This window comes from Kitasatospora sp. NPDC048365, from assembly GCF_043200835.1.
GTDB lineage: Bacteria > Actinomycetota > Actinomycetes > Streptomycetales > Streptomycetaceae > Kitasatospora > Kitasatospora terrestris.
In genome coordinates this window covers 39,316-62,074 of record NZ_JBICYJ010000023.1, presented here as the reverse complement: position 1 = coordinate 62,074, position 22,759 = coordinate 39,316, and the positions used below count along the sequence as shown (strand labels likewise).

General features: G+C 73.9%; 19 protein-coding genes and 1 pseudogene. 5 read left to right on the top strand and 15 right to left on the bottom strand.

Going from position 1 to position 22,759, the window contains the following annotated elements:
• Window positions 1-5 precede the first annotated feature (5 nt).
• The 6 genes from ACGFX4_RS23245 to ACGFX4_RS23220 all read right to left on the bottom strand — a co-directional run bounded on the left by ACGFX4_RS23245 (window position 6) and on the right by ACGFX4_RS23220 (window position 7,293).
• The gene (locus ACGFX4_RS23245) at window positions 6-602 is read right to left on the bottom strand and encodes a hypothetical protein (RefSeq protein WP_393077556.1); all 597 of its coding nucleotides are present in this window, start codon (window positions 600-602) and stop codon (window positions 6-8) included.
• Window positions 603-692: 90 nt separating this feature from the next.
• A complete protein-coding gene (locus ACGFX4_RS23240) occupies window positions 693-2,819 on the bottom strand; it encodes a 3-hydroxyacyl-CoA dehydrogenase NAD-binding domain-containing protein (protein ID WP_393077554.1) in 2,127 nt (708 codons plus the stop codon).
• Window positions 2,820-2,821: 2 nt separating this feature from the next.
• Window positions 2,822-4,039 (bottom strand): thiolase family protein, encoded by a 1,218-nt coding sequence (locus ACGFX4_RS23235; protein WP_393077552.1) that lies wholly within the window; start codon window positions 4,037-4,039, stop codon window positions 2,822-2,824.
• A gap of 150 nt (window positions 4,040-4,189) precedes the next feature.
• Window positions 4,190-5,422, bottom strand: a complete 1,233-nt coding sequence (locus ACGFX4_RS23230) for an HRDC domain-containing protein (protein ID WP_393077549.1) — start codon at window positions 5,420-5,422, stop codon at window positions 4,190-4,192.
• A 176-nt stretch (window positions 5,423-5,598) separates the two neighbouring features.
• Window positions 5,599-6,315 (bottom strand): response regulator transcription factor, encoded by a 717-nt coding sequence (locus ACGFX4_RS23225; protein ID WP_345699377.1) that lies wholly within the window; start codon window positions 6,313-6,315, stop codon window positions 5,599-5,601.
• A gap of 327 nt (window positions 6,316-6,642) precedes the next feature.
• Window positions 6,643-7,293 (bottom strand): DUF3000 domain-containing protein, encoded by a 651-nt coding sequence (locus tag ACGFX4_RS23220; RefSeq protein ID WP_393077547.1) that lies wholly within the window; start codon window positions 7,291-7,293, stop codon window positions 6,643-6,645.
• A gap of 155 nt (window positions 7,294-7,448) precedes the next feature.
• Here ACGFX4_RS23220 and hemE point away from each other — a divergent pair, with 155 nt between their 5' ends.
• Window positions 7,449-8,543, top strand: coding sequence for a uroporphyrinogen decarboxylase (hemE, locus tag ACGFX4_RS23215; RefSeq protein ID WP_393077544.1), 1,095 nt, complete (start codon window positions 7,449-7,451; stop codon window positions 8,541-8,543).
• A gap of 42 nt (window positions 8,544-8,585) precedes the next feature.
• On the opposite strand, the gene ACGFX4_RS23210 is transcribed toward hemE, so the two are convergent.
• The gene (locus ACGFX4_RS23210; RefSeq protein ID WP_393077541.1) at window positions 8,586-9,584 is read right to left on the bottom strand and encodes a DUF4349 domain-containing protein; all 999 of its coding nucleotides are present in this window, start codon (window positions 9,582-9,584) and stop codon (window positions 8,586-8,588) included.
• A 153-nt stretch (window positions 9,585-9,737) separates the two neighbouring features.
• On the opposite strand from ACGFX4_RS23210, the gene ACGFX4_RS23205 reads away from it, so the two are divergent.
• From ACGFX4_RS23205 to hemQ, 3 genes are read left to right on the top strand one after another with little or no spacing between them, the layout of a single operon-like run.
• Complete coding sequence (locus ACGFX4_RS23205) at window positions 9,738-10,313, top strand: Uma2 family endonuclease (RefSeq protein WP_393077538.1); 576 nt, start codon at window positions 9,738-9,740, stop codon at window positions 10,311-10,313.
• Window positions 10,314-10,337: 24 nt separating this feature from the next.
• Entirely contained in the window at window positions 10,338-11,747 is a 1,410-nt protein-coding gene (hemG, locus tag ACGFX4_RS23200; RefSeq protein WP_393077535.1) for a protoporphyrinogen oxidase, read from the top strand.
• Entirely contained in the window at window positions 11,744-12,454 is a 711-nt protein-coding gene (gene hemQ, locus ACGFX4_RS23195) for a hydrogen peroxide-dependent heme synthase (RefSeq protein ID WP_345699382.1), read from the top strand. The genes hemG and hemQ overlap by 4 nt, the downstream gene beginning before the upstream one ends.
• A gap of 59 nt (window positions 12,455-12,513) precedes the next feature.
• Here the strand turns inward: hemQ and ACGFX4_RS23190 are convergent, their stop codons facing one another.
• The 3 genes and pseudogenes from ACGFX4_RS23190 to ACGFX4_RS23180 all read right to left on the bottom strand — a co-directional run bounded on the left by ACGFX4_RS23190 (window position 12,514) and on the right by ACGFX4_RS23180 (window position 15,772).
• Window positions 12,514-13,287 carry a TIGR04222 domain-containing membrane protein gene (locus ACGFX4_RS23190; RefSeq protein ID WP_393077533.1) on the bottom strand — a complete coding sequence of 258 codons (774 nt, stop codon included), beginning with the start codon at window positions 13,285-13,287 and terminating at the stop codon, window positions 12,514-12,516.
• Window positions 13,288-13,366: 79 nt separating this feature from the next.
• Window positions 13,367-14,383, bottom strand: coding sequence for a TIGR04222 domain-containing membrane protein (locus ACGFX4_RS23185; RefSeq protein ID WP_393077530.1), 1,017 nt, complete (start codon window positions 14,381-14,383; stop codon window positions 13,367-13,369).
• A gap of 110 nt (window positions 14,384-14,493) precedes the next feature.
• Window positions 14,494-15,772: pseudogene (locus ACGFX4_RS23180) on the bottom strand (DUF692 domain-containing protein).
• Between the two features lie 176 nt (window positions 15,773-15,948).
• Between ACGFX4_RS23180 and ACGFX4_RS23175 the strand changes: the two are divergent.
• Window positions 15,949-16,857: a GNAT family N-acetyltransferase gene (locus ACGFX4_RS23175; protein ID WP_393077529.1), complete on the top strand. Its 909-nt coding sequence runs from the start codon at window positions 15,949-15,951 to the stop codon at window positions 16,855-16,857.
• Window positions 16,858-17,200: 343 nt separating this feature from the next.
• Here ACGFX4_RS23175 and ACGFX4_RS23170 read toward each other — a convergent pair whose 3' ends face one another.
• The 5 genes from ACGFX4_RS23170 to ACGFX4_RS23150 all read right to left on the bottom strand — a co-directional run bounded on the left by ACGFX4_RS23170 (window position 17,201) and on the right by ACGFX4_RS23150 (window position 22,652).
• Complete coding sequence (locus ACGFX4_RS23170; protein ID WP_393077527.1) at window positions 17,201-19,339, bottom strand: restriction endonuclease; 2,139 nt, start codon at window positions 19,337-19,339, stop codon at window positions 17,201-17,203.
• A gap of 51 nt (window positions 19,340-19,390) precedes the next feature.
• Window positions 19,391-19,795, bottom strand: a complete 405-nt coding sequence (msrB, locus tag ACGFX4_RS23165) for a peptide-methionine (R)-S-oxide reductase MsrB (RefSeq protein WP_345699387.1) — start codon at window positions 19,793-19,795, stop codon at window positions 19,391-19,393.
• Window positions 19,796-19,808: 13 nt separating this feature from the next.
• Window positions 19,809-21,200: a UDP-N-acetylmuramate--L-alanine ligase gene (murC, locus tag ACGFX4_RS23160; RefSeq protein WP_393077524.1), complete on the bottom strand. Its 1,392-nt coding sequence runs from the start codon at window positions 21,198-21,200 to the stop codon at window positions 19,809-19,811.
• A 90-nt stretch (window positions 21,201-21,290) separates the two neighbouring features.
• Window positions 21,291-21,752 carry an indole-3-glycerol phosphate synthase gene (locus ACGFX4_RS23155; RefSeq protein WP_393077522.1) on the bottom strand — a complete coding sequence of 154 codons (462 nt, stop codon included), beginning with the start codon at window positions 21,750-21,752 and terminating at the stop codon, window positions 21,291-21,293.
• Between the two features lie 117 nt (window positions 21,753-21,869).
• A complete protein-coding gene (locus ACGFX4_RS23150; protein WP_393077519.1) occupies window positions 21,870-22,652 on the bottom strand; it encodes a pyrimidine reductase family protein in 783 nt (260 codons plus the stop codon).
• Between the last annotated feature and the right edge of the window lie 107 nt (window positions 22,653-22,759).

The following is a 22,759-nucleotide window of genomic DNA, read 5'->3' as shown; positions in this document are numbered from 1 at the left end:
CCGGCTCAGCAGAACACCAGGGCGTGCCCGGTCGCGATGCTCGCCCGGCAGGCCCGGTACAGGCCGTACCAGGTGAACTTCTCCGCCTCGTACGGGTCGTCCGCCGGGACGTCGGCCAGCAGGGCCTCCTGCTCCGGCCCGAGGCCGCCGGCGTCCGCCGCGATCCCGATCGCGGGGGCGCAGCGCAGCAGCTCCGCCAGCAGGCGCTGGGTCGAGCCGACCATCCCGCCGCCGGCCACCGCGTCCTCGTCCAGGAACAGCGGGTCGTCGAACTCCACCGGCACGTAGAAGCCCGCGCAGTCCGAGTGGCAGAGCAGGTGCGAGGCGAGCATCGAGGTCTCGTCCTCCACCACCTCGGCGTCCCGGGCCAGCCGCTCCGGCGAGGTCGCGGCGGACGGCGGCACCGGCTCGCCGTTCAGGTGCAGCGCGTACGCCCGCCGCACGTGGTGCAGGTAGCTGTAGGGGAAGCCGGCCGAGGCGCCCCCGCCGGTCACGGCGCCCGGCTCGTGCCAGGTGACGCCCACCGCGGCCAGTGCCCCGGACAGCGCGGCGAGATCCTCGGAGAAGTGGTCGTTCTCCCCGACCGACAGTGCAAGTCCCATGCCCCGCAACCTAGGGGATGCCGCCGACAACGCCGACGGGCGGCACCCCCTGGTGTGGGGATGCCGCCCGTCGGGTCGGGCGGGGGTGCGTCAGGCGGGGACCGAAGCCAGGCCGGGGGCCAGGAACTTCTTGCCGTTGACGCGCTCGGAGACGCCCTCGCGGTCGAGGTACGGGGTGATGCCGCCGAGGTGGAAGGGCCAGCCGGCGCCGGTGATCATGCACAGGTCGATGTCCTGCGCCTCGCCGACGACGCCCTCGTCGAGCATCAGGCCGATCTCCTGGGCGACGGCGTCCAGGGCGCGGGCGCGCACCTGCTCCTCGGTCAGCACCGAGTCGCCGAAGGTCAGCAGCTCCAGCACCTCGGGGTCGAGGACCTGCGCGCCGTCCTGCCAGATGTAGAAGCCGCGCTTGCCGGCCTTGACCACCTTGCCGAGGTTCTCGGAGACGGAGAACCGCTCCGGGAAGGCGCCGTGCAGGGTCTCGGAGACGTGCAGGGCGATCGCCGGGCCGACCAGTTCGAGCAGCGCGATCGGGGACATCGGCAGGCCGAGCGGCTTGACGGCGTTCTCGACGGTCTCGAACGGGGTGCCCTCGTCGATGACGCTCTGGATCTCGCCCATGAAGCGGGTGAGGATCCGGTTCACCACGAACGCCGGGGCGTCCTTGGTCAGGACGGCGGTCTTCTTCAGCTTCTTGGCGACCGCGAAGGCGGTGGCCAGCGAGGCGTCGTCGGTCTTCTCCGCGCGGACGATCTCCAGCAGCGGGAGGATCGCGACCGGGTTGAAGAAGTGGAAGCCGACCACGCGCTCCGGGTGCTGGAGCTTGGACGCCATCTCGGTGACGGACAGCGAGGAGGTGTTGGTGGCCAGGATGGTGGTCGGCGAGACCACCGCCTCCAGCTCGGCCAGCACCTTCTGCTTGACGCCCATCTCCTCGAACACGGCCTCGATGACGAAGTCCGCGTCGCCGAAGGCGACGGCCTTGTCGAGGTGGCCGCGCACCAGGCCCTTGAGCTTGTTGGCCTTGTCGTTGCCGATCCGGCCCTTGGCGAGGAGCTTGTCGATCTCGGCGTGGACGTAGCCGACGCCCTTGTCGATGCGCTCCTGGTCGATGTCGGTCAGCACGACCGGCACCTCCAGGCGGCGGGCGAACAGCAGCGCCAGCTGCGAGGCCATCAGGCCCGCGCCGACGACGCCGATCTTGGAGACCGGGCGGGCCAGCGACTTGTCCGGCGCGCCGAACGGGCGCTTGGCCCGGCGCTGCACCAGGTTGAAGGCGTACAGGCCGCTGCGCAGCTCGCCGGTCATGATGAGGTCGGCCAGCGCCGCGTCCTCGGCGTCGAAGCCGGCCTGCAGGTCCTGGTCCTTGACCTGCTGGATGATGTCGAGCGCCTTGTACGCGGCCGGAGCGGCCCCGTGCACCTTGGCGTCGGCGACCCAGCGGCCCCAGGTGACGGCGTCGTCCCAGGCCTTGCCGCGGTCGATCTCCTCGCGCTCGACGACGACCTCGCCCTTGAGGACCTTGGCGGCCCACAGGATCGACTGCTCCAGGAAGTCGGCCGGCTCGAAGATCGCGTCCGCGATGCCGAGCTCGAACACCTCCTTGCCCTTGAGCTGCTTGTTCTGCGCCATCGAGTTCTCGACGATGACCTTGACGGCCTTCGCCGGGCCGATCAGGTTCGGCAGGATGGTGCAGCCGCCCCAGCCGGGGACGAGGCCGAGGAAGACCTCGGGCAGCGAGAACGCCGGGACGCCCGAGCTGACGGTGCGGTAGGTGGCGTGCAGGCCGACCTCGACGCCGCCGCCCATCGCCGCGCCGTTGTAGAAGGCGAAGGTGGGGACGGGCAGCGCGGCGATCCGCTTGAAGACGTCGTGGCCGCCCTTGCCGATGGCCAGCGCGTCGGAGTGCTCCTTGAGCACCTCGACACCCTTGAGGTCGGCGCCGACCGCGAAGATGAACGGCTTGCCGGTGATCGCCGCAGCGACGATCTTGCCCTCGGCGGCCTCGGCCTCGACCTGGTCGAGCGCCTCGGAGAGCTTCGCCAGCGAGCCCGGGCCGAAGGTGGTCGGCTTGGTGTGGTCGAAGCCGTTGTCCAGGGTGATCAGCGCCAGCTTGCCGGCCTGCAGCGGCAGGTCCAGGTGGCGTACGTGCGCGGTGGTGACGACCTCGCCGGGGAACAGCTCGGCGGCACGCTTCAGCAGCTCAGTGGTGCTCATGGTCACTTACCACCCTCGAAGTGCGGGTTCTCCCAGATGACCGTGGCGCCCATGCCGAAGCCGATGCACATGGAGGTCAGGCCGTAGCGGACGTCGGGGCGCTGCTCGAAGCGGCGGGCCAGCTGGGTCATCAGGCGCACGCCCGAGGAGGCCAGCGGGTGGCCGAACGCGATCGCGCCGCCGTACGGGTTGACGCGCTCGTCGTCGTCGGCGATGCCGAAGTGGTCGAGCATGGCCAGCACCTGGACGGCGAAGGCCTCGTTGATCTCGAAGGCCTGGATGTCGTCGATGGTCAGACCGGCCTTGGCCAGCGCCTTCTCGGTCGCCGGGACGGGGCCGATGCCCATGACCTCGGGCTCGACGCCGACATAGGCGAAGCTCACCATGCGCATCTTGACCGGGAGGCCGAGCTCCTCGGCGACGTCCTCGGCGGCGAGGATCGAGGCGGTGGCGCCGTCGTTCAGGCCCGCCGCGTTGCCCGCGGTGATGTTGCCGTGCGGACGGAAGGGGGTCTTCAGACCGGCCAGCGACTCCAGGGTGGTGCCCGGGCGCATCGGCTCGTCGGTGGTGGACAGGCCCCAGCCCGTCTCGCCCGCGGCCGGGTTGGTGTTGCGGACCGCGATCGGCACCAGGTCGGGCTGGATGTCGCCGTTGGCGTACGCCTTGGCGGCCTTCTCCTGCGAGCGCACCGCGTACGCGTCGCAGCGCTCCTTGGTGATGTGCGGGAAGCGGTCGTGCAGGTTCTCCGCGGTCATGCCCATGAACAGGGCGGACTCGTCGACCAGCTTCTCCGAGACGAAGCGCGGGTTCGGGTCCACGCCCTCGCCCATCGGGTGGCGGCCCATGTGCTCGACGCCACCGGCGACCACGATGTCGTACGCGCCGAAGGCGATGCCGCCCGCGGTGGTGGTGACGGCGGTCATCGCACCGGCGCACATGCGGTCGATCGCGTAGCCCGGGGTGGACTTCGGCAGACCGGCCAGCAGGCCCGCGGTGCGGCCGATGGTCAGGCCCTGGTCGCCGATCTGCGTGGTCGCGGCGATGGCGACCTCGTCGATGCGCTCGACGGGCAGGTTCGGGTTGCGGCGCACGAGCTCCCGGATGCACTTGACGACCAGGTCGTCGGCGCGGGTCTCGGCGTAGATGCCCTTCGGGCCGGCCTTGCCGAACGGGGTGCGGACGCCGTCGACGAAGACGACGTCCCTCGCGGTACGAGGCACGGGGGCTCTCCTCCCAAGGGGACATGACGATGACGCGCAGTCCGCACGGCCATGGGTAGGGAGCGGCGCTGCAACGTCAACCATGCTACCCGTCGGTAACTAACTTGCCCAGTGTGGGCGACCACACACCGCGAGCACCCCGGCCGAAGGTCAGGCGGCGGCCTCGTCGAAGGCCTTCGCCACCGCCGGGGCGACCAGGGCGACCTGCCACTGGCGGGCGCCGAGGGCGCGCAGCGCCGTCCCGATCGCGTCGGCGTCCTGGCCGTCCGGCGGCTCCCAGGAGACCCGGCGGACCAGGTCCGGGGTGATCAGGTTCTCGGCCGGGAGGTGGTGCTGCTCGGCGAGCGCCGTGACCGCGGCGCGCGCGGCGGAGAGCCGGGCCGCGGCCACCGGGTCCTTGTCGGCCCAGGCGCGCGGCGGGGGCGGCCCGTCGTGCGGCGCGGCGGCGGGCGGCAGCTCGTTCTCCGGGATCTCCCGGGCCCGCTGCAGCGCGGCCAGCCACTGGTCGACCTGGCGCCGGTTGGTGCGCGGGCCGAAGCCCTGGACGGCGATCAGGGCCGGCCCGTTCAGCGGCATGGCCAGCGCGGCGTTGACGATCGAGGCGTCCGGCAGCACGCGGCCGGGGGAGACGTCCCGCTCGCGGGCGATCCGGTCGCGGGTCAGCCACATCTCGCGGACCGCGGCGAGCTGCCGGCGGCGGCGGACCTTGTGCAGCTGGGAGGTGCGCCGCCAGGGGTCGACCCGCGGGCCGGGCCGCGGGGCGTCGACCAGTGCGGCGAACTCCTCCAGCGCCCACGGGAGCTTGCCCTGGCCGTCCAGCTCCCGCTCGAGTGCGTCGCGCAGCTCGACCAGCACCTCGACGTCCAGGGCGGCGTAGCGGAGCCAGGGCTCGGGCAGCGGGCGGGTCGACCAGTCGACCGCCGAGTGCTCCTTGGCGAGCGAGAGGCCGAGCACGCTCTCGGTCATCGGGCCGAGGCCCACCCGGGGGAAGCCGGCGAGCCGGCCGGCCAGCTCGGTGTCGAAGAGCCGGGCCGGCCGCATGCCGACCTCGGCGAGGCAGGGCAGGTCCTGGGTCGCGGCGTGCACCACCCACTCGGTGTCGGCGAGCGCGGCGCCGAGCCCGGAGAGGTCGGGGCAGGCGATCGGGTCGATCAGCGCGGTGCCCGCGCCGGCCCGGCGGAGCTGGATCAGATAGGCCCGCTGCCCGTACCGGTAGCCGGAGGCCCGCTCGGCGTCGACCGCGACCGGGCCGGTGCCGGCGGCGAAGGCGGCCACCGTCTCGGCGAGGGCGGTGCCGTCGGCCACGACCGGTGGCAGCCCCTCCCGCGGCTCAAGAAGCGGGACCGGGGCTGTCTCTTCAGGGGCTGCTACGGCGTCGGTCACTCCCCAAGGGTACGACGGCCGCCGCTGCCGGGAGTGTTGTCTGACTGGTCGGACCATGTTCCGACATATGCCACGCCCTGTTTGCGGCTGTTGTCCGAACCGGCGTCCGGGCCGGGTGCGGTGGCGGCCCGGAGGAAACGTTCCTCCGGGCCGCCACCAGCGGGGTTGTGGAACCGTCAGTGGATGATTCCGGTTCGCAGGGCGACCGCCACCATGCCCGCCCGGTCACCGGTTCCGAGCTTGCGGGCGATCCGGGCGAGGTGGCTCTTCACGGTGAGCGCGGACAGCCCCATCGCGACGCCGATCGCCTTGTTGGACTGGCCCTCCGCCACCAGCCGCAAGACCTCGACCTCGCGGCCGGACAGCTCCCGGTACGCGGACGGCTGGGCGCCGGGCGCACCGGGGGCACCCGCCGCGCCGGGCTGGCCGTGCGCACCGGGGTGGCCCGGCATGCCCGGACGGCGCATCCGCCCGGCCAGCCCGGCCGCGCCCAGCGGCATGCCCGGACGGCCCGGCATCGCGACGTTGGTGCGGGTGCCGGTGACCACGTAGCCCTTGACTCCGCCGGCCAGCGCCGAGCGGACCGCGCCGATGTCGTCGGCGGCGGACAGCGCCAGGCCGTTCGGCCAGCCCGCGGCGCGGGTCTCGGCCAGGATGGTCAGGCCGGAGCCGTCGGGCAGGTGGACGTCGGCGATGCAGATGTCGCGCGGCGTGGCGACGCGGGGCCGGGCCTCGGCGATCGAGGAGACCTCGATGACGTCGCGGACGCCGAGCGCCCACAGGTGCCGGGTGACGGTGTTCCGGACGCGGGGATCAGCGATGACCACCATGGCGGTGGGCTTCGTCGGACGGTAGGCCACCACATTTGCGGGGTGCTCGAGAAGGACCGACACCAGGCCTCCTGTAGGGAGTGGCGGACGTCAGCTCCTCGTCGCCGCCCTCTGGCCTGGGGGCGCTCGGAGTGTTCCGCGTTTGGAAAGGGTCACTGACACCTTCGGCATCAACCGTGCCCGCCTTTAGCGGGTGATCACGATCTAGTGAGTAACAATACGGACAAATCGCGCAGATGACCGGTACGACATGCCCGGGATTCGTACGGTTTCGATCGGAACGTGACGCGCGACGGTCAGAATCGGGCAGGGAATTGACACGGAGTGCGACACAAGTCACACTCCGTCAGCCCTGCGGGTGGCGCGCCGCCGATCGTGAGCGGCTGTCCCTCAGTGGGGGCGCGGCCGGCGACGGGCCGGCATCGGAACCACTCCGCCGAGTGACGCGGCGTCGGGCAGCGGCAGCGGCCCGGCGGCGGCCGGCGGCAGGCCCGCGCAGGTGCACAGCAGGTCGCCCCAGGCCGCCAGGTGCCGCTCGAAGCGGCCGTCCGACGGCGTCCAGGACGCCCGCAGCTCGATCTCGGTGGACGCGCCGCGTTCCGCCAGCGCCCCGAAGGACTGCGAGTGGCAGCGGGTCACCGTGCCGCTCGGCTCGGCGTACCCGGCGCCGTGCGCCTGCAGCGCGTCCAGCAGCCAGGCCCAGCCGACCTCGGAGAGCACCGGGTCGCCGGCCATTTCCGGCTCCAGTTCGGCCCGGGCCATGGTGACCACCCGGAAGTCCCCCCGCCAGGGCTCCTGCCCGGCCGGGTCGTGCAGCAGCACCAGCGTGCCGTCCGCCAGCTCCTCGCCGTCCACCTCGACGGTCGCCGACAGCGCGAAGGTGTACGGGGCGAGCCGGCGCGGTGCCGGGGCGGGCGCGATCACCAGTTCGGGGCGCAGCCGTGCCGAGCCCAACGCCTCGACGGCCTCCCGGAACTCGATCGGCGCCGCCTCCTTGCCCGTTCCGCCACCCTGTGCGGATTGCCCGCCGACCGTTGCCATGTCCGGAAGCCTAGGTGCCCGGAGCCCTCATTCCGAGCACTTTCGTGTACGCGGCGTGCCGAAACGCCGTCCGGAAGCGGTCCGGAGGAACCTCTGGAGGAACCCACGACCTGCGCGAAGCGGGGCGGGCGGACGGTGCGTGCGAAGATTTGCCCGTGAGTGAGACTTCCGCAGCCCCCACCGGTCAGCAGCCCGAGGCCGCCGCGCGTCGCGGCGCCGCCCACGACTCCGTCTTCCTGCGCGCCGCCCGCTTCGAGCCGGTGCCGCACACCCCGGTGTGGTTCATGCGCCAGGCCGGCCGCTCGCTGCCCGAGTACCTGAAGGTGCGCGAGGGCATCCCGATGCTCGAGTCCTGCATGCGGCCGGAGCTGGTCAAGGAGATCACCCTGCAGCCGGTCCGCCGGCACAAAGTGGACGCCGCGATCTTCTTCTCCGACATCGTCGTCCCGCTCAAGGCCGTCGGCATCGACGTCGACATCAAGCCCGGCGTCGGCCCGGTCATCGCCGACCCGATCTGCACCGCCGAGGACCTCCAGCGGCTGCGCCCGCTCGAGCCCGACGACATGCCGTACATCACCGAGGCGGTCGGCCTGCTCGTCGACGAGCTCGGCAGCACCCCGCTGATCGGCTTCGCCGGCGCCCCCTTCACCCTGGCCAGCTACCTGGTCGAGGGCGGGCCCTCGCGGACGTACGAGAACACCAAGGCCATGATGTACGGCGAGCCCGAGCTGTGGACCGCCCTGGTCGACCGGCTGGCGGAGATCACCGCCGCCTTCCTGAAGATCCAGATCGAGGCCGGCGCCTCGGCGATCCAGCTCTTCGACTCCTGGGCCGGCGCGCTCGCCCCCGACGAGTACCGCCGCTCGGTGCTGCCCGCCTCCACCAAGGTCTTCGACGCGGTCACCCCGTACGGCGTGCCGAAGATCCACTTCGGCGTCAACACCGGCGAACTGCTCGGCCTGATGGGCCAGGCCGGCGCCGACATCGTCGGCGTCGACTGGCGGGTCCCGCTCAACGTCGCCGCCGACCGGGTCGGCCCCGGCAAGGGCCTGCAGGGCAACCTCGACCCCGCCGTCCTCTACGCCCCCACCCACGTGGTGGAGACCAAGGCCCGCGAGGTGCTGCACGCCGCCCAGGCGATCGGCGACAGCGGCCACATCTTCAACCTCGGCCACGGCGTCATGCCGAGCATGGACCCGGACGCGCTGACCCGCCTGGTCGCCTTCGTCCACGAGGCCAGCGCCCGCTGACCCGGCCGCCGGGCGGGGGCGTCGGCCCCCGCCCGGCGCGGCTCACCGCTGCTCGGCGGCGTCCGGCTGCCCGGCCGGCTCCTCCTGCGGCTGCTCCGGCCCCGGCTCCGGGTGCGGCGACCGCTGGACCGGCAGCGCCGGCCGCCGGCGGGCACCGCGCCGCAGCCACCACACCAGGCCCAGCAGCGGCGCCGCCACCAGCAGGAACGGCGCGACCGCCGCCAGCGCCATCAGCAGCACCTTCACCACGGTCACCAGCGCGTCCCAGCCGCCCGACAGCGCACCGCCCACCGACGCCCAGAAGCCCTTCTCGGGCTCGGCCGTCGGCAGCGAGGGCTTCGCGGACGGGGCGACCAGCCGCAGCGTCACCGTCGACATCGACACCTTCGCCGACAGGTCCTGCTGCTGGCGCTGCAGACTCTCCAGGTCCGCCTCACGCCGGGTCAGCTCGCCCTCCAGTGACACCACCTCGGCCAGCGACTTCGCCTCCGCCATCAGCGCCCGCACCCGGTCCACGCTGGCCCGCTGCGACTTCAGCCGGCTCTCCACGTCCGCCACCTGCTGGGTGACGTCGTCCGCCTGGCTGTTCAGGTCCAGCGTGGTGCCCAGCGCCGCCAGCGCGTCCAGGGTCTTCCGGTGCTCCGCCGACGGCACCTTCAGGGTCAGCGTGGTGCCGTCCATGACGCCGTCCCCGCGACCGTCCGAACTCTCGCCCGACACGTAGCCACCCGCCGCGTCCAGCAGCAACAACGCCTTTCCGCGCGCCGTCCCCACGTTCTCCACCCGGACGGTCAGCTGCGCCTTGTACGCGATCAGCCGCGGCGCGGTCGGCGCGGCCGTCGCGCCGTCCTTCGCCGTCACCGGCCCGCCGCTCGCCGCGGCCTTCTCCCCGCCCGCCGCCTGCGGCGCCACCGCGCCGTTGGCCACGGCCGGCTTCGCGGCGTCACTCGCACTCGTCCCGCCCTCGGCGCTGCACCCTCCCACCAGCAGCACCGCCGCGACCGCCGCCGCCACCGCAACTCTCCGGCCCCGCACGTCCATTCACCCTCCCCCTCGCCTCGGCGCACGCCCTCGCGCACCCCATCGGCCATTGGACGGCCCGACCCCCGCAACGGATCCCACCCACCCGGTACCGGCTCGATCACATCCCGGCCACACCCCGGTCTCGGGACCCGAAGCGCTACCGTGGACCCCATGACGGCACTGCCCGACTGGATGCACCCGCCACGCGAAGAGGGTTGGTTCGCGGAGGACCTCGACCGGCTGCCCGAGGCGCCGCGGCACACCGAACTGATCGACGGAGCACTGGTCTTCATGATGTCGCCCCAGCGTGTCTGGCGCAGCCTCGTCGTCCAGGCGCTGACGGCTGTCCTCAACGACCAGGCCCCGGACGGGGTGAACGTCCTGCGCGAGATCACGGTCCGGCTCGACCGGCGGAACCGGCCGGAGCCCGACCTGGTGGCCGTCACCGCGCCGGTCGACTTCGACCGGACCTGGTTCGCTCCCGAGGACGTCTCGCTCGTGGTCGAGGTGGTCTCTCCCGAGTCCGCGCACCGGGACCGCACGGTCAAGCTCCGCAAGTACGCCGAGGCCGGCATCGCGCACTACTGGCTGGTCGAGGACGAGAAGCACAAGCCCGTGGTGCACGTCTACGAGCTGGACGTGCCGACCGGGGCGTACGTGTCGGCGGGGATCTTCCGGGAGAAGCTGGAGCGCCCGGTGCCCTTCCCGCTCGTGGTCGAGCTCGACGCGCTGGTGCAGGGGAAGTGAGTAAAGGCTGAGAGACTGCCGCACATGGCAGAACCTCATGTCGTGGTGGTCGGTGGCGGGATCGCGGGGCTCGCGGCGGCGGTGTTCCTGAGTGCGGGGCCGGGCCGGGTGACGCTGCTGGAGGCGTCCGGGCGGGTCGGCGGGAAGCTGCGGTCCGGGGAGGTCGGCGGGGTCCGGGTGGACCTCGGGGCCGAGTCGGTGCTGGCCCGGCGGCCCGAGGCGGTGGAACTCGCCCGGCTGGTCGGGCTGGCGGAGGAGCTGGAGCCGCCGAGCACCGCCAAGGCGGCGATCTGGACCGGCGGGCGGCTGCGGCCCATCCCCGCCGGGCAGGTGATGGGTGTCCCCGGCGACCTGGAGGCGCTGGCCGCGTCCGGGGTGCTGTCCGCGGAGGGCCTGGAGCGGGCCCGCCACGAGCGGCCGACCGGACCGGTCGCCGACGACGTCCCGCTCGGCGCGTACGTCGGCGCCGCGCTCGGCCCCGAGGTGGTGCAGCGGCTGGTCGAGCCGCTGCTCGGCGGCGTGTACGCGGGCCGGACCGACGAGCTGTCGCTGCGCGCGGCCGTACCGCAGCTGCTGGGCATCGCCCGCGCGGGCGGCTCGCTGACGGCCGGGGTCCGCGAGCTGACCTCCCGGGCAGCCGCCGCCGGCCCGGTCTTCCAGGGCCTGCGCGGCGGCCTCGGCACCCTGCCCGAGGCGGCCGAGGCCCATCTGCGCAAGGCCGGCGCGGACCTGCGCACCGACCACCCGGTCGACGAGCTGCGCCGGACGCCGACGGGCTGGCGGGTGGTCTCCGGCGGCTCGGTGCTGGAGGCGGACGCGGTGGTGCTGGCGGTGCCGGCGCCGCAGGCCGCCCGGCTGGTCGAGGCCGAGCTGCCGGGCGCGGCGGCCGAGCTGCGGCAGATCGAGTACGCGGGGATGGCGCTGGTGACGATGGCGTTCCGCCGCGCGGACCTGGCCGACAGCCCGCTGACCGGCAGTGGCTTCCTGGTCCCGCCGGTGGACGGCCGGCAGATCAAGGCGTCCACCTTCTCCTCCAACAAGTGGGGCTGGCTGGCGCGTTCCGCGCCGGACGCGTTCCTGCTGCGCACCTCGCTCGGCCGCCACCGCGAGGAGGCCGCGCTGGACCTCCCGGACGAGGAGCTGGTGGCCCGCTCGCTGGCGGACCTCGGCGCGGCGGTCGGCCTGCGGGCCACCCCGTACGCGACCGCGGTGACCCGCTGGCGCGGCGGGCTGCCGCAGTACCCGGTGGGCCACCTGGAGCGGGTCGAGCGGGTCCGCGCCCAGGTCGCGGGCGTCGGCGGACTGGCCGTCTGCGGCGCCGCGTACGACGGCGTGGGCATCCCCGCCGTGATCGCCGGTGCCCGGCGCGCGGTCGAGGACGTGTCGACCCCGACGGCGGGCGGACCCGTCGCAGAAGGGACAATGGGCGCATGACCGATAGCACTGAGCAGCCCGTGAAGAAGAAGGCCCGCGACCTCAACCAGGTCATCCGCTACACCATGTGGTCGGTGTTCAAGCTCAAGGGTGACCTCCCGGAGGACCGCGCCGCCCTGGCCGCCGAGGTCGACGAGCTGTTCGAGCAGCTGGCCGCGAAGGACGTCACCGTCCGCGGCACCTACGACGTGTCCGGCCTGCGCGCCGACGCGGACGTCATGGTCTGGTGGCACGCGGAGAACTCCGACGACCTGCAGGAGGCGTACAACCGCTTCCGCCGCACCGCCGTCGGCCGCCTGCTGGAGCCGGTCTGGTCGAACATGGCGCTGCACCGCCCCGCCGAGTTCAACAAGTCGCACATCCCCGCGTTCCTCGCCGACGAGCGGGCCCGCGACTACGTGTGCGTGTACCCCTTCGTGCGTTCCTACGAGTGGTACCTGCTGCCGGACGAGGAGCGCCGGGCGATGCTCGCCGAGCACGGCATGATGGCCCGCGGCTACCCGGACGTCCGCGCCAACACCGTCGCCTCCTTCGCGCTCGGCGACTACGAGTGGCTGCTCGCCTTCGAGGCGGACGAGCTGCACCGGATCGTCGACCTGATGCGCGACCTGCGCCCCTCCCGGGCCCGCCTGCACGTCCGCGAAGAGGTCCCGTTCTTCACCGGCCGCCGCAAGCCGGTCGCCGAGCTGCTCAACGGCCTGGCGTAACGGCCCTCACGGCCTCGCGCGCAGGCCGCCGGCGGTCGGGGGCAGCGGCCCCCGACCGCTCAGCCGCGGAGCGCGGCGCGCAGCCTCGCGTCGGGAACGGCGTCGGGGCCGACCATCGCGACGGCGGTGAGGAGCTCGCGCTCGGCGTCGTCCGCCGGCCCGTACTGGCGGGGGATCCGGGCCGCCCGCAGCACCTCCTGGCCGGCGGGGGCGGCCCACGCGGTGTAGGCGTGCACGTCGACCCGGGCCATCAGCAGCGTCCCGCCGGTGAGCACCAGCGGCAGCGCGAACCAGGCGACGGTCGCCCCGGCCTGCCCGCTGCCGGGGGCGGCCAGCACCAGCGCCGCGACCAGCAGCCCGGTGGCCAGCAGCAGCGCGTACCGGACCTGACGGATGGCCAGCAGCGCGCTCTCCCGGACGGTCGTCGGGGTGGCGAGACCGGCCATGGTCAGCCGCTCGCCGATGTCGCGGACGGTGGGGTGGGCGGCCAGCGCGGCCCGCAGCGCGGCCGTCCGGCACTGCCCGTCGGGGCCGATCTCGCCGATCAGCGCGCGTTCCAGCCGGCTGCGCCCCTGCGGGTCGACGACGGTGGTCCAGCCGGTGTGGGCGAGGTGCAGACGCCCCCGCCCGGCCATCCGGACGAGGGCGAGGTCGACCACCCGGGTGGGGCCGCCGGCCAGGTAGGCGGTCTCGAACAGACCGACGCCGACGGCCTCCTCCGGCCGGGCCGGGCCGATCGCGGACAGCGAGTCTGCCGTGGCGGCGACCCGGACCAGCCGCAGGCAGGAGAACACCGCGGCGGCACAGGCCGGAATCAGGAGGATCACCCACATGGGATTTTTCTAGACCCGTCCGGCTCCCCGGGAAACGGAACCCCGGGTCGCGATACCGAACTGTGACCGCCGGGCGCGGTCACGAGCTGCCGCATCCGCCGCCGCCGCAGCTCGACCCGCAGGAGCTGGACGACCCGCACGAGCTGCTCGACGAGGAGCCGCACGAGCTGGACGAGGAGCCGCACGAGCTCGACGACGAACCGCAGCTCGACGAGGACCCGCAGCTGGTGGTCGACCCGCACGAGCCGGTCGCCGAGGAGGCGCACCAGTACCCGGAGTCGGAGGACGAGCCGGAGCCGCCGCCCGTGTTCGTGCCGCCGATCAGCGGCCGGGGCAGCAGGGCGTCCCGCAGCTCGGCGTCCTCCAGGACGGCCACCCCGCCGAGGGCGAGCGCGCCCAGCAGCAGGGCGTCCTCGGGGCCGGCGTCGCGCGGCCGCCACGAGCCGCCGTCGCGGACCATGCCGAGCTGGCGGGCGCCCGCCGGGGTGACCCGCGAGCGGGGCAGCCGGGTGACCCGCAGCATGACCGCCAGGAACACCACCAGCGCGCCGAAGACGAACAGCGGGGGAGTGGTGGCGTCCCGCTCGGTGATCGGCTGGACCATCCAGCCGATCATGGTCACCAGCCCGAGCACGACCGTCAGCAGCAGCGCCAGCCACATCAGCCGGCGGGCCCAGGCGGCCGCCCGCAGCCGGTCCGGGCGGCGCATCAGGCCGCGGTCGGCGAGCCGGTCGCCGATCCGCTGCACCTCGGGGTCGCGCATCACGGCGCGGCGCAGCGTGTTCAGGTCGCGGCTGCTCCGGCCGGCCGCGGTGATCACCACGGCCTCGATCGCGTCCCGGGGCACCGGATCGGTGACGGTGACCCGGCGGCCGCGCGAGATGACCACCCGGCCCTCGCGCTCCATCCGGACCAGCGCGACCTCGACCACCCGGCCCGGGCCACCGGCCAGGAACGCGGTCTCCAGGAGCGGCAGCCCGATGCCGACCAGCCCCTGCGGGGCGGGCGCCCGCAGCGCCCGGGCCCTGGTGACGCCGACGGCGACCAGGGCGATCAGCGCCACCGCGCAGGCGATGGCGAACTCAACGTGCCACATCGTCAGTCCCCCGTGTCGTTCAGTGGTGCACAGTGTTCGAAGGTGCGTTCAGGCGGGTACCGGCGGGTACCGGCGGGTCCGGAGTCCTGCCGGGTACGGGCGCGGCGAGGTCAGTGACGGCGGCCGGCCAGCAGCCGGTTCCAGCGGCTGCCGCCGGGCCGCAGCCAGTGCCGCAGCGCCCGGCGCCGGTCGGCGGCCGGGTCGGTGCCCAGCGCCCACTCGGCGAAGGCCCGGGCGTCGGCCCGGTAACCGCCGGTCTGCGGGCGGCCCGCCGCGTACCGCAGGAACAGCGGGCCGTAGTCCGCGCCCAGGATCGCGGCGAGCTCCGGCGCGAGGTGCGCGACGGTGTCCCGGCGCTTGGCGGCCAGGCCCTCCGTCTGGACGCGCACCTGCTCGGCGTCGAAGCCGGCCGGCACCGGGCCGCCGGCGGTCAGTGCCGCCAGCAGCTCGGTCTGCCGGCGGGCCAGCGAGGCCCGGGCCAGCAGCAGCTCGGCGTCCTCCCGCTCGCGCACCAGGTACTCGAAGCGTCCGTCGTGCTGGGACACGCTGTGATCAGACATGCTGGGGCACCCCCTGCCCTTCGTAGACCCGCCGGACGGCGGCCAGTTCGCCGGCCAGCTCGGCCGGCGGCGGGAAGCGGTCGTCCCGCTCCAGCAGCACCCCGGCCGGGGTGGTCCGCCGGCATAGCTCGGCGAGCACCTCCAGTACCGGCTCGGTCACCGGGTGGGCGTGCGTGTCGTGCCACACCCCGTCCCGCTCCACCCCGCCCGCCACGTGCACGTACGCGATCGCCTCCAGCGGCAGCCGGTCCAGCTCGGCGGCGACGTCCACCCCCAGGTTGACCCGGTTGGTGTGCAGGTTGGCGACGTCGATCAGCAGCTTCACCCCGGTCCGCTCGACCAGCTCGGCGAGGAACTGGGCCTCGGTCAGCTCGTCGCCCGGCCAGGCCAGGTGGGCGGCGATGTTCTCCAGCGCCAGCGGCACCGGCAGCTCGCGCTGCGCGATCCGCACGTTCGCCGCCACCACCGCCAGCGACTCCCGGGTCCGCGGCACCGGCAGCAGGTGACCCGCCTCCAGCCCGCCCGCCCGGACGAACGCCAGGTGCTCGGTGACCAGCGGCGCCCCCAGCGCCAGCGCGGTCTCCGCGAGCCGCGCCAGCCGCCCCGCGTCCGGCACCTCCGCGCCGCCGAGACCGAGCGAGACCCCGTGCGGGACGACCGTGACGCCCCGCTCCCGCAACAGCCCCAGCGACTCCGGCAGGTGGCCGGCGCAGACGTTCTCCGCCACCACCTCGACCCAGTCCACACCGTTCAGCCGCTCGACCACGGTGTCGATCTCGGCTCGCCATCCGAGACCGACACCGAGTCGGAACGCCGGCGGTACGTCCATCGGAAACTCCCCCTCTCCAGTGGGCCCCGCCGTGCGCTCCTGCCCCCCGTTGCCGAGAGTCTCGCCCCGGCGCCCCGGTGCCAAGCCGTCACGGCGAAACTCAGAGCTGAACTTGAGCTTTCCGTGCAGAGAACCCAAATTCAGAGGCGATTCAGTGCGCTGCTGGTTAACGTGACATGCCTATGTCTCTGACGATTCGTGAATTCCACCCCGCCGATGCCGCGGGAGCCGCCGCAGCGTACAGCGCCGGCCGCCCCTACCTCGTGATCACCCCCGAGGTCGTCGCCTGGCAGGTCCTCCACACGCCCGACTACGGCATCCTGGTCGCCGAGGCCGACGGCGAGATCGTCGGCACCGCCCGGCACGCCCTCGTGCCCGAAGCCGCCACCCCCGGCGAGGCCGTCCTCAACGTCTCCGTGCTCCCCGCGCACCGCCGCCGCGGCGTCGGCGGCCGCCTGGTCGCCGCCGGCGAGGAACTCCTCGCCGGTGCCGGCGCCACCCGGATCAGCTGCTGGGCCGACGACGAACCCGGCGCCCTCGCCTTCGCCGCAGCCCGCGGCTACACGGCCGGCCGGCAGGGCCACTTCTCCGCGCGCGACCTCACCACCGGGCTGCCGCCCGTCCCCGCACTCCCCGCCGGCACCGAACTGCGCACCGCCGCGGACTACCTCGACGACCCGTACCCGATCTACCTGGTCGACATCGACGGCACCCGCGCCGAGCCTGGCGACCTGGAGACCGGGGACCAGCCCTACGAGGAGTGGCTCGCCACCATCTGGCGGCGCCCCGACCTCTCCCACGAGCTCACCACCGTGGTTCTCGCCGACGGCGAACCGGTCGCGTTCAGCGCCGCCCAGACCGACGGCGGCCGCTACTGGTCCGCCTTCACCGCCACCCGCGAGTCGCACCGCGGCCGAGGCCTCGCCAAGATCGCCAAGACCGACTCCCTCCACCGCGCCCGCGCGGCCGGCCTCACCGCGGCCTACACCGCCAACGACGCCACCAACGCCCCGATGCTCGCCATCAACGCCTGGCTCGGCTACCACATCTGCGCCGGCGAACGCCGCCACTCCCGCGCGTTGTAGCCCCCGCCGAGCCGCACGCCCCCGCCTCCGGCGGGGAACCCCGCCGAGCCGCAGCCACCGGCCGTGCCCCGCCTGGTCGTAACCCTGCGGGCGGGGTTCCCCGCGCCTCCGGCGGCGGCCCTGCGGGCAGCTTCCCCACGTCTCCGGTGGTCGGGTTCCCCGTGCCCCGGCGGGAAGCCGGCCAGCCGTCCGCCACCTGCGTCGCCGAGGTGCCTCCGGCGGTCTGCTCCGCCCCCGGCGGGAAGCCGGCCGAGCCGCCTTCGGCGGTTGCCCTGTGGGCGGGTTCCACGCCTTCGCCGGCGCCGCGGCCGTGGGTCGGTGTTCGGCGGGGCCGGTGCGGGGCTCAGGCGACGTCTACGCCGTGGGTGCGGGCGAGGCCGGCGAGGCCGTCGGACCAGCCCTGGCCGACGGCGCGGAGCTTCCAGGTGCCGTTGTGCCGGTAGAGCTCGGCGACGAGCATGGCGGAGATCGCGGGGTCGGCCGGGGGCCGGAAGCGCCAGGCGGCGGGGCCGGACTGGATCTCCAGCTCGGCGTCGCCGAGGTCGGCGCAGGTCAGCCCGGTGTCGGTGTCCATGTTGACGGAGACGGCGACCCGCCGGACGGCGTCCGGGAGGTCCCCGAGGCGGACGGTCGCGGTGCCGTCCAGCGGACGCAGTCGCACCGCACCGTCCGCCGCGGTCGGCTGGTGGTAGAAGACGAAGTCGCCGTCGTCGCGGACCACGCCGTCGGCGGTGAGCAGGAGCAGGGTGAGGTCGGCCTCCGCGCCGGTGGTGCGGAAGGCGACGGCGACCTCCTCGGCGGGCAGCGGCGCGTTCTCGCCGGGGGAGAGGACGGCCGGTTCGGCCCGGCGCTCCGCGGGCGGGACGGGGGAGCCCAGCCGGCCGCGCAGGCCGTGTTCCTGCAGCAGGCCGACCAGCATCGGCCCGTCGACGAGGGTGAGCGGCTTGCCGTCGACCCAGCGCCGGGAGCCGGGTCCGAAGCCCGAGGTGGTGACCAGGATGCCGCGGTTGGCGCCCTGCCGGGACATGGTCGCGTCCAGGTCGCGGACGGCGGTCGGCGGCACGGTCTTGCGGTAGCGCTTGGCCTGGATGACGATCCGCCCGCCGGTGATCGGGTCGGGGTCCTCGGCGAGGACGTCGACGCCCTCGTCGCCGCTGCGCGCGGTGGTTCGGGTGACCAGGCCGCGTCGCCGGAAGAGTTCGGCGATCAGTTCCTCGAAGGCGATCGGGTCCATGGTGAACAGGTCCGGCTCGTCGGAGTCGTCCGCGGTGCCGGGGGACCCGGCGGGCGCGGCCACGGGGGCAGCGGCGGCGGAGCCGACGGAGGCGGTGGAGCGTTCGACCTTGACCGGCTCGGCCTTCTCGGGGCGGGTGGAGAGCCGCCCGCGGAGCCCGTCGACGAGGCAGTCCACCGGCTCGACCCGGTCCAGCGCGACGGCGAGCAGCTCGGCCCGCTCCACCGCGACCGACACCAGGCAGCGCCGCTGTTCCCGGCCGGTCGCCGGGTCGACCGCGGTGAGTATGCCGTTGACGGCGACGGAGTCGAGCAGCCCGGTCTCGTCGGCCCGGAACAGCACGTCCAGCACCCGCAGCGCGCACTGCGCGAGCACCGCGCGGTACAGCGCCTTGCGTTCGGTGGCCGGGCGGGCCACCTCGGCCTCGCTGTCGTCGGTCTTCACGTAGCGGTAGCGGGCGACGGGCGGCACCACCTCGTACGGCGGCAGTTCCCATTCGACGACCAGTTGGCGGGCGCCGGCGTCCCAGGCGAGTTCGCACTCGACGGGGAAGCCCTCGGGCCAGTCGTCGCGCCAGCGCAGCGCGGCCTCGAACAGTTCGACGACGGCTTCGGCGGCGCCGGCCCGGACCTGTTCGGCGAGTTGCGCGGCCTGCCCGGCCTGTCCGGCCGCGAGCTGTCGGCGTTCGGCGGCCCAGGCCTCGTAGCCGGCCCGGTACTCGGCGAGCTGCCGCTGCCGGTCCTGCTCGGCGGCCTGTGCGGCGTACCAGTCGTGCTCGAAGCGGGCCCGGGCCTGTGCGGCCTGCTCGTCCCACCAGCGGCGGGCGGCGGGGTCGTAGGCCTGGGCGCCGGTGAGCGGCGGGACGAGGTACCAGTTCTGGTCCGGCATCGGGACGGGTGTGCCGAGCGGGCCGGGGTCGAAGGGCGGCACCTCGACCCGTCCGGAGGTCTCGGAGAGCCGGAAGGCGGGGCCGGACAGCCCGGCGGCGAGGACGCCGCGCAGTTCGGCGACGCGGGCGTCCAGCTCGGCGGTGCGCGCGGCGAGGTCCGCCTCGCGCCCCTGCTGGTACGCCCGCAGCGCCTCCTTCTCGCCGCGCGCGGCGGCGCGCTGCGCCTCGCGCTGGGCCCGCTCGTACTGGCGGCGCTGTTCGGCGGCCGCCCGGCGCTGTTCCTCCTCGCGCCGGTGCTGCTGCCGCTGCGCCTCCGCGAGCATGCCCAGCAACCCCGCCGAACCCTGACGCCGCGCCACCCCGGTCCTCCTCATACGGTCAGATGATCAGTATGAGGCGAAGTCGGGGGTTCAGGGAGCGGGCTTCAGGGTCAGCGAGATCGAGTTGATGCAGTACCGCTGGTCGGTGGGCGTCCCGTACCCCTCGCCCTCGAACACGTGCCCGAGGTGGCTGCCGCAGGTGGCGCAGCGCACCTCGACCCGCCGCATGCCCAGCGAGGTGTCCTGGATGTACTCCACCCGGTCCTCCGCCAGCGGGGCGTAGTACGACGGCCACCCGCAGTGGCTGTCGAACTTGGTCTCGCTGCTGAACAGCTCGGCCCCGCAGGCCCGGCAGCTGTACACCCCGACCGTCTTGGTGTCGGTGTACTCGCCGACGAAGGGCCGCTCCGTCCCCGCCTCGCGCAGGACGTGGTACTCCTCCGGTGACAGCTCGGACCGCCACTCGGCGTCCGTCTTCTCGATCTCGTAGGTCACGACACCGCTCCCGTCAGCTCAGTTCGTCCAGGATGGCCGGCCCCAGGTTGGTGACGTCGCCGGCGCCCATGGTGAGCAGCAGATCGCCGGGCTTGGCCATTCCCGCGAGCACCGCGGGGGCGGCGGCGAAGGAGTGCTCGGCCCGGACGTCGGCGCCGGCCCGGCGGGCGGCGTCGATGATCAGCTCGCTGGTGACGCCGGGGATCGGGTCCTCGCGGGCCGGGTAGATGTCGAGCACCACGGAGGCGTCGGCCATCGCGAGGGCGCTGCCCATCTCCTCGGCGAGCTGCTGGGTGCGGCTGAAGAGGTGGGGCTGGAAGACCACCAGGACCCGGCCGCTGTCGCCGACCGCCTCGCGGATCGCCTCCAGGTCGGCGGCCATCTCGGTCGGGTGGTGGGCGTAGGAGTCGATCACCTGGACGCCGGCCGCCTCGCCCTTGAGCTGCAGCCGCCGCCGGACGCCGGTGTAGGAGCCGAGCGCCTTGGCCAGGCCGTCGGCGGGCACGCCGAGCGCGACGCCGGCGGCCAGCGCGGCGACCGCGTTGTGGGCGTAGTGCCGGCCGGGCACCGAGACGGTGAAAGTGAGCTCCGAGCCGCCGATCGCGACCGTGACCTCGCTGGTCATGCCGCGCGGCACCACGGAGAGCACCCGCACGTCGGCGTCGTCGGCGGCGCCGACGGTGACGATGTTCAGCTCCTCGCGGCCGGCCACCCGCCGGGTCAGCTCGCGGGCGCCCTCGTGGTCGGCGGAGACGACCAGGGTGCCGCCGGGGACGATCCGCCCGACGAAGGTCTCGAAGGACTCGTAGATCTCGTCCATCGACGCGTAGTTGGCGTGGTGGTCGAGCTCCACGTTGAGCACGATCGCCACCTCGGGCGCGTACTTGTGGAAGCTGCGGTCGCTCTCGTCGGCCTCGGCGACGAAGATCTCGCCGGTGCCGTGGTGGGCGTTGGAGCCGGGAGCGTCGAGGTCGCCGCCGATCGCGTACGAGGGCTCCAGGCCGAGCTCGCCGAGCGAGACGGCCAGCATCGAGGTGGTGGTGGTCTTGCCGTGGGTGCCGGCGACGGCCAGCGCCCGGCGGCCGCCCATCAGGGCGGCGAGCGCGTCGGAGCGGTGGACCACCGGGATGCCGCGCTCGCGGGCGGCGGTCAGCTCGGGGTTGTCGGCGCGGATCGCGCTGGAGACGACCACGCTGCTGGTGCCGGCCGGGACGTTCTCGGCGGCGTGGCCGACGTGCACCTCGGCGCCGAGGGCGCGCAGCGCGAGGACGGTCTCCGACTCCTTGGCGTCGCTGCCGGACACCTTGGCACCGCGCACCGCGAGGATCTTCGCCAGGCCGGACATGCCGGCGCCACCGATGCCGATGAAGTGCGGGGCGTGCAGGTCGTGCGCGGCGTCGTTCAAGGCGGGGCTCCGTCGGTGCGGGGGCGGGCAGGGCAGGATCCGTGTGGCACGGCACTACGAATTCTGCCCTACCGGCCCCGCCGGGCCGGGCTACGAGTCGCTGGCGAACAGCTTCAGCACCGGGACGCCGACCTTGTGCCGGGCCTTGGAGGCCCAGTCCCGGTGGAAGAACTCCTCGACGAAGTGCGGGGAGGTGAGCACCAGCACCTCGTCGGCCCGGCTGGTCTCCACGATCTCCTTGAGGTGGTCCAGCGGGCTGTCCTGGACGACCTCGCCGGTCGCCTCGGCGCCGGCCTGCCGCAGGTGGCGCAGGCTGTGTTCCAGTGATTCGGTCGCGACGGCGGCCGGATCGCCCTGGTCGTCGTGCTCGTGCACCGCCTTGTCCAGATGGCCGAGGGCCACGTCGTCGAGGGCGCGCAGCAGCTCGTCCTGCTTCCCGCGCGGTTGCATCAGGACGACGAAGGAGACCTTCTCCTCGCCGTGGAGCGTGGTGACCAGCTCCACGTCGGCGTCGGAGAGCGCCTTTTCGATCATCAGTACGGTCTTGAACACGTGAGTCCCTTCGCTGGTGCAGGCCCCCGGGTCCGGTGTCCCTTCCCATACTCATAGTGCCCGGAGGAAGCTTTCCTCACGCTGCCCACGCGCCACACGGGCCACACGGGGGCAGGGTCACTCGGAGACGGGCGCCGGGTGGGCCGGGCGCAGGTAGCGGGTGAAGAGGAAACCTTTCTGCTCGATCAATGAGACCAGCCGCATACGGTGCGTGTCCGGCATTTGCGGACCTTTCATGATTCGTGGTGAATCACCGCCGGTGACCAGCGGGGCCAGCGACAGGCACAGCTCGTCCAGCAGCCCGTCCGCCGCGACCTGCCCGAGCAGCCGGGGGCCGCCCTCGGTCAGCTGCCGGGTCCAGCCGCGGCCGGCCAGCTCCGCGACCGCCCGCGGCAGGTCCACCGACCCCTCACCCGCGGTGATCACGTCCGCCGTCCGGGCGACCGCCGCCAGCCGCTCCGCCGGGGCGTCCTCGGTGGTGATCACCACCGTCCGCACCAGCGGCTCGGTGAACAGCGCGGAGTCCAGGTCCAGCGCCAGGCTGCGGGTGACCACCGCGATCACAGGTGCCGGGGGCTGCCCCGCCGCCCGGCGGGCCTCGGCGAACTCGGCCCGCGCCCGGCCAGGCCGGTACCCCTCGGCCCGGACCGTCTCCGCGCCCACCAGCACCACGTCCGCCAGCGCCCGCAGCACACCGAAGATCCGCTTGTCCGCCGCGCCGGACAGGCCCTCGGACAGGCCCGCCAGGTTGGCCGCGCCGTCCAGGCCGGACACCATGTTGGCCCGCAGCCAGGGCCGGCCCTCCCGGACCCGCTCCGGGTACGCGTACAGCCGCGCCAGCGACTCCAGCGCCCACGGGTCGTCCACCGGCACGTCCAGGGGGTTGATCAAGAGCTGCATGGAACCGAGTCTTCCACGCGCGCGCGGTGTGCTCCTGGTCTCACGGCGGCCCGGGGGCCCCGCCCGGCGGCGTACCCTCTACTGCGTGCCTGCTGCCTCGTCCTCCG